Origin of the sequence: Lutibacter sp., assembly GCF_046055765.1 — a bacterium.
Taxonomy (GTDB): Bacteria; Bacteroidota; Bacteroidia; order Flavobacteriales; family Flavobacteriaceae; genus Lutibacter.
Genome location: NZ_JASFZF010000017.1, coordinates 1 through 7027, shown reverse-complemented (window position 1 = coordinate 7027; position 7027 = coordinate 1). Strand labels below are relative to the sequence as shown.

The following is a 7027-nucleotide window of genomic DNA, read 5'->3' as shown; positions in this document are numbered from 1 at the left end:
TTATTCTTTCAAATGCGGCAACATTTGAAATACAACATATTAAATTTTCATATATAGACCATGATAATACTTCTTTTTCAAGGGCGTTAATTGATAAATTTGATGCGTCATCTTACTTTAACATAATAACTGATTTTCCTTCAGAAAAAGCTGCAAATTTAGCTATGTTAAAAGGAGATGTTGATGTAATTTTAGAAATTCCTTCTCATTTTGAACGTGATTTATTAAAAGATAAAAAAACAAACTTAGCTGTAATTATTAATGCAATTGATGGGGCTGCTGCGGGTGTTGAAAATGTATACATTAACCAAATTGTACAAGGCTTCAATAAAAATGCACTAGCTAGCTTAATGCAACCCTCAGATTATATAAACAAACCTAAAACTATTGCAAGTATCCCTTCATTTTGGTACAATAAAACGTTAAATTATAAAACATTCATGGTCCCAGGAATACTGGTACTACTGGTAACTATGATTACTTTATTTTTATCGGGGATGAATATTGTTCGAGAAAAAGAAATTGGAACCTTAGAACAAATGAATGTGACTCCCATAAAAAAATATCAATTTATTGTTGGTAAATTATTTCCTTTCTTAGTTCTTGGTATGTTGTTATTAACAGTTGGATTAATTATTGCTAAAGTAATTTTTAATGTCCCAATGGTTGGTAGTTTAGGTTTAATGTACGTGTATACTGTCATTTATATTTTGGTGATTTTAGGTATGGGGCTCTTTATTTCAAATTTTACCGATACACAACAACAAGCAATGTTTATAGCCTGGTTTTTTGTAGTAATATTTATACTTATGAGTGGTTTATTTACTCCTATAGAAAGTATGCCACAATGGGCGCAATATTTGACCGAATTCAATCCTATAAAATTCTATGTTGAAGTTATGAGGATGGTGATGCTCAAAGGATCTGGCTTAACAGATATTACACCATTATTTATTAAAACAAGTATCTATGCAGTTATTATGAACGGTTTGGCTGTATGGAGCTATAAAAAAACAAATTAAAACATCCTGTAAATGAAAAAAATTTTAAAATATATCACCACCATTGCTTTAACAGCATTTGCTTTATTAACGCTATTTCTAAGTAGCTCAATTATTTTTGATTGGTTTGGTATTAGAGCCAAAGAAGGAAACTATGTGCTAATTGTAGTTTGGGCAAATTTTATAAGTAGTTTTTTATATTTATTTGCTGCTTATGGGCTTGTGACCTTAAAAAAATGGACTATCAAACTTTTAAGTATTTCCCTTATTTTAATTATGCTGGCTGCTATTGGATTTATAATTCATATAAATACAGATGGTCTCTACGAAACCAAAACTGTTGGAGCGCTATTATTTAGAATGTCTATAACGCTTATTTTCACTTTTCTTGCTTATTTAACAACTATTAAATGGAACAAATAATTAAGAAAATAGTTTTCGTATTTATATTTATCACCTTTGTTTCTTTTAACAAAAAAGATTTTGAAGAATACTATTCTATAACTATTAAAGTAAATAAATTACGAAATTCAAAAGGTGTAGTACAATTTGCTTTGTATAACACAGAAGGGTCAATTCCTGATGAAAAGTATAAAAGATACTATAAAAAGAAAGTTGCACCTATTACAAAAGACTCCTCAACTGTAGTTTTTACTAATTTACCTGAAGGAAAATATGCGATTAATATACTCCATGATGAAAATGAAAATGGCAAAATAGACAAGGGATTTATTCTTCCAAAGGAAGGTATTGGCTTTTCTAATTACCAATCTATTGGAATAAGAAATAGACCTAAATTCTCAAAAGCAAGTTTTTTGTTAAATAGCGATACCGTAAAAGAAATTAAAGTCATTTATTTCTAACACCTAAACCCTCTAAACTATGAATAAGTGTTATTACAACTTACTATTCGCATTTCTTCTTTTCACAAGCGTTACTTATTCGCAACAGCTAAAAGGTGATACCCTAAATTTAGGATTAGATCTCACAAAAATAGCTTTGGTAAATCAAAGTGATAGTTATGTGACATTTCCTTCTGATATTGGAAATATAGCACCGCTAATGTTTGAAGCTAATATTAGTCCTAGCTTTATAATTAGGGAACGAAAAGACGCTAGGTTAATGGGGGTTTTAACTTCACAAATTATTATAAGAATGTACAATGAAGATTCTTACCCTGTAAGAACACCAAGTTACATGCCTCAAATTACATTTTATTATTTAGTAGGTGATAAAACATTGGCAAATCATACCACTCTTTTTGGGAAAATTGCACACCACTCCAACGGTCAAAATAGTGATTTTTACAACGAAGATGGTACCATTAATTTATTATCAGGAAATTTTGCAACCAATTATTTTGAACTTGGTTTTATTAAAACCACCTTCAGTGAAGCTCACAATGCGATTAAATTTTTTAAAAGCTCTATTGAAGTGCACCCAAAAAGTTGGATGCTTGATGAACTACAAGGAAAATATAGTGGGTTTAGATGGCACAATACATTCTCTGCATTTAAACTCCCTATAACTAATTTAACATCAGATAAAAGACCTAATATTTCTTTAAAATTAGAAACTACTTGGATGCTTGATGCTATAAATAATTGGGATACTTTTAATTTAGACAGGTTGAATGCAAGCCTAACTTTTTATTATCACCCAACATTTTTAGAAGATATAGGATTCTTTGTTCAGTTTTACCACGGTACCGATTATTACAATATTTATTTTCAGAATAAGTTAGATGTAATACGGTTTGGACTAATGACTGAAATATTACGTTTCTAAAAATTGTTATCAAAAATAATATGGAAAACAAAATAATAACAATGAAAAAACTTCTAATTTTATTTAGTTTTTTATTGATAAATCAATTTTTGATTTCACAAAATAAAATAGTGTTTAATACTATTGATTCCCTTTTTAAATATGCAGAAAACAATAGCATTTCTATAAAAACTGGAGAACAACAAGTACTTTTGGCTAAATGGCAAAAAATATCAGCACAAGCAGGTTTAGTAAACTTTAAAATACAATCTTCTTTTTCGTTAACCAACAACGTAAAGTTACCTGTCACATATTTTCCAGCTGAGCCTTTTGGTGGTGAACCTGACACTTTTAAAGAAATAACAATGGGCCAACAATATATAGGAAATATTAATTTTGCTCCACAAATAGACATCGTAAACCCTGTTAGTTGGGCTAAATTAAAAAGTGCAAAAATAAATACAAAACTTACTAGTGTAAATAATTTAATTGTAAAAAAAATGCTATTTGAATCGATTTCAGCAAGCTATTACAATATTCTCTCATTAAAAGAGCAAATAAAAATTTCAAATAAAAATTTATATACTGCTGATACTTTGCAAACCATTATGTATAATAAATATACAGAAGGAATTATTAGGCATCAAGACTTAAATGATGCTACCATAAACAAACTCTCTTTAAAAGACAAATTGAAACAGTTACAAATATCGCTCAACCAACAATATTACACACTTAAAATACTTTGCGATATTCCTCAAAATACGGAACTAACTTTAACAGAAACCATTATTTATAATCAACCTTTTAATCTAAATTTAAAAACTAATAATCAATTAGATTTCAAATTATCACTATTAAAAGCTGATTTAGCCAAAGAAGATTTAAGAATAAACAGATTAGCACAATTTCCAACTATTTCAATTGTGGCATATAACGGTTGGCAACAAAACAACAATAATCAGTTTTTTGATTCAAATGCCGATTGGATTAATTCTCAATATATTGGGCTAAGACTTAGTATGCCTTTTCCCGATATAAATAAATTCACACTTACAAAAACTGCTAATATTAATAAAACAATTTCTGAATTAGATGCTAAACACTCTAAACTTCAAAATAATATTTCTAATACTCAATTGAATTTAGACTATAAAAAGGCCTATTCTCAATTTAAAACAACAAACCAAATATTTTTATTAAAAGAAGAAAATTATCAGATGGCGTTAAATCAATTTAATGCATCTATTCTTTCTTCTGACAAACTTTTAATTGCTTTTAATGATAAATTAATTAGTCAATTAAACTATAGTATTGCTTTGGCAAATTTATTATATACAAAATCAAAAATTGAGATAAATAATTCAATGAAATGAAAGATTCAACAAAAATCATATTCCTTTTAATAAGCTTAATTTTAATAAGCTCTTGTGGAAAACAAATAACAGAAACTAAACCAATTAGAAAAAACGTTACTGAAACTATATTTGCTTCAGGAATTCTTGTCCCAGAAGATCAATATAATTTAACATCGATATCTGAGGGGTATATCAAAAAATTAAATTTTAAAGAAGGTGATATTGTAACTACTAATCAACTACTAGCAGTTGTTGACAATAAACAAAACGTTATCAATGCAAAAAAATCTGTTGATTTATTAGCTATTGCAATTGCTAACACAAATCTAAATGCCCCAGCTTTAAAACAAGCAGAAGTTAATCTTGAACTTGCTAAACAAAAACTTCTTCAAGACCAAAAACAAACAGAACGATATAAAAAGCTCTATAAATTAAACAGTGTTTCAAAATTAGAATATGAAAATATTATCTTGAATTTAGACAACTCTAAAACCAATTTTTTATCACTTCAAGAAAATTACAAACTATTAAAACAACAGGCAGATCAGGAATTAATAATACAACAATCACACAAAAAAACTAATCTTGCTTTAGAAAATTATAATAAAATTAAAGCCATTGTTGGAGGGAAAGTATATGAATTAAAAAAAGAATTAGGTGATTATATTAGAAAAGGAGATGTTATTGCTGTAATTGGAAACCCAGAAAAATTATATGCATTATTAAGTGTTGATGAAAGTAATATTTCAAAAGTAAAATTACAGCAACAAGTAATAATTCAATTAAACACACAATTAAAAAAAAATTACAAAGGAAAAGTTACCGAAATATACCCGGCATTTGATAAGCAAACTCAATCGTTTTATTGCAAAATAGAATTTGAAGATATTTTAAATTTCAAAATTTCTGGAACTCAACTTCAAGGGAATATTATTATAGAAAACAAAAATAATACTTTGGTTATTCCACGAAATTATTTGGGTTATAGTAACAAGGTTAAATTAAAAGGAGGTGATGAAATAGCTGTTGAAATAGGTTTTATTTCTAATGATTGGGTAGAAATAATTCATGGGTTAGATGAAAATACTGTAATTATAGCCGATAAAACAAAATGAAACTAAATGTAAATTCAGAAATCGCTTTAACTCACTTACTCACACGTAAAAAGCAAACCATAATTGCATCTTTAGGGGTAACCATAGGCATTGGAATATTTATTTTCATGATTTCTATGGTTGTTGGCTTTAACCGCTATTCAGATGAAGCCCTATTTAAAACGGAACCACATATTAGAATATACCAAGATGACACCCTTAGTAGACCTTTAATTACAAAAACTAAATTAGGTAATACTACTATAATAATTAACCCTAAAATCGCTAACTTATCTAATACGCTTCTCAATCCTAAAAGAATAATAGCTGATTTAAAAAAAAAGGAAAATATAGTAACCGTGACACCTCAAGTATCTGTTAGTCTTTTTTACAATAATGGAATATCACAAATAAATGGGGTTGCCTCTGGTGTAAATATTGTTGATGCCAATGCCATGTTTAATATTCAATCTACCATGTTAGCTGGAGATATAAGAAATCTTTTGTCAACATCAAACGGAATACTAATTGGAGTAGGAATAGCCGAAAAATTAAATATCAAATTATATGATAATATAAATATTACCTCCTCAATTGGCGTGGTAAAAATGATGAAGGTTGAAGGTATTTTTAAAACAAGTAATTCTAATATAGATTTAACTAAATCATATATAAACTTGGCAATATCTCAACAACTTATGAAAGAAAGTTCAAGTTATTTAACTGATATTTTAGTAAATATTGAAGACCCAAATAAGGCTCCAGAATTCTCAAAACAGCTTAAAAATTTAACAATTTATAAAGTTGAAGATTGGCAGGCTGCTAACGAACAATCTATGTCTAATAAAAAAACCAGACAAGTTATGCTTGGTTCAATTTCATTGGCTATTTTATTAGTAGCAGCATTTGGAATTTATAATATTATAAATATGACCATAAAGGAAAAATTAAATGATATTGCCATTCTTAAAGCAACAGGGTTTTCAGGAAAAGATGTAATAAACATTTTTTTAAAAGAATCTTTAATTATGGGAATTATTGGAACATCATTTGGATTACTTCTGGCTTCTGGTCTAATTAAATTTGTGAGCGGCATTTATATTGGTGGCGACAGAGAATATTTTCCTATTGGTTTTGAGTCTCCAATATTTATAATTGGCGGTATTCTCGGTATTTTAATCACTTTAGGAGCTGGCTATATTCCTGCAATTGGAGCAGCAAAAATTGATCCTATAGAAATATTTAGAAAATAATGGAAAAACAAGTTATTCTTCAAACAAAAAAAATAAGTAAATACTTTTACGAGCCCGTAAAGTTTAAGGCTTTGGAGGAAGTTTCGTTTGAGGTATATAATAGTGAGTTTATTACAATAATGGGTAAATCAGGTAGTGGAAAATCTACTTTATTATATATCCTTTCTACAATGGATACTGATTATAATGGCGAATTATTTATTGGCAGGGAAAAAATTACTGGACAAAAACTTGATAATCTTGCCGCTATCAGAAACAAAAATATTGGATTTGTATTTCAGTTTCATTATCTCCTTCCTGAATTTTCATGCTTAAAAAATGTAATGATTCCGGCATTAAAGCTAGGAAAACTCTCTCCTCAGGAAATTGAAGAACAGGCTTATCAAAAATTAAATCTTTTAGGGATAAAAGATCAAGCGTTAAAACCGGCATCTAAACTTTCTGGAGGTCAGCAGCAAAGAGTAGCCATTGCACGAGCTTTAATAAACCAGCCCAAAATTATTATGTGCGATGAGCCTACTGGTAATTTAGATAGTAAAAATACAAGTATTGTT

At 28.3% G+C, this 7027-nt stretch carries 8 protein-coding genes; all 8 read left to right on the top strand.

Features of this window, described 5'->3' with window-relative positions; translation table 11 throughout:
- Nucleotides 1–2: 2 nt before the first annotated feature.
- Nucleotides 3–1022 (top strand): ABC transporter permease, encoded by a 1020-nt coding sequence (locus tag QM495_RS01810; RefSeq protein ID WP_408670397.1) that lies wholly within the window; start codon nucleotides 3–5, stop codon nucleotides 1020–1022.
- Nucleotides 1023–1034: 12 nt separating this feature from the next.
- Complete coding sequence (locus QM495_RS01805; protein ID WP_408670396.1) at nucleotides 1035–1424, top strand: hypothetical protein; 390 nt, start codon at nucleotides 1035–1037, stop codon at nucleotides 1422–1424.
- Nucleotides 1412–1864 carry a DUF2141 domain-containing protein gene (locus QM495_RS01800; RefSeq protein ID WP_408670395.1) on the top strand — a complete coding sequence of 151 codons (453 nt, stop codon included), beginning with the start codon at nucleotides 1412–1414 and terminating at the stop codon, nucleotides 1862–1864. The genes QM495_RS01805 and QM495_RS01800 overlap by 13 nt, the downstream gene beginning before the upstream one ends.
- Before the next feature lie 19 nt (nucleotides 1865–1883).
- Nucleotides 1884–2789: a hypothetical protein gene (locus QM495_RS01795; protein WP_408670394.1), complete on the top strand. Its 906-nt coding sequence runs from the start codon at nucleotides 1884–1886 to the stop codon at nucleotides 2787–2789.
- A gap of 41 nt (nucleotides 2790–2830) precedes the next feature.
- Nucleotides 2831–4144: a TolC family protein gene (locus tag QM495_RS01790; protein WP_408670393.1), complete on the top strand. Its 1314-nt coding sequence runs from the start codon at nucleotides 2831–2833 to the stop codon at nucleotides 4142–4144.
- Nucleotides 4141–5241, top strand: a complete 1101-nt coding sequence (locus QM495_RS01785; protein ID WP_408670392.1) for an efflux RND transporter periplasmic adaptor subunit — start codon at nucleotides 4141–4143, stop codon at nucleotides 5239–5241. The genes QM495_RS01790 and QM495_RS01785 overlap by 4 nt, the downstream gene beginning before the upstream one ends.
- Nucleotides 5238–6473: an ABC transporter permease gene (locus tag QM495_RS01780; protein ID WP_408670391.1), complete on the top strand. Its 1236-nt coding sequence runs from the start codon at nucleotides 5238–5240 to the stop codon at nucleotides 6471–6473. Before QM495_RS01785 ends, QM495_RS01780 begins: the two co-directional genes overlap by 4 nt.
- Nucleotides 6473–7027 (top strand): ABC transporter ATP-binding protein (locus QM495_RS01775; protein WP_408670390.1); only part of this gene is annotated, 555 nt, incomplete at its 3' end. The genes QM495_RS01780 and QM495_RS01775, both read left to right, overlap by 1 nt.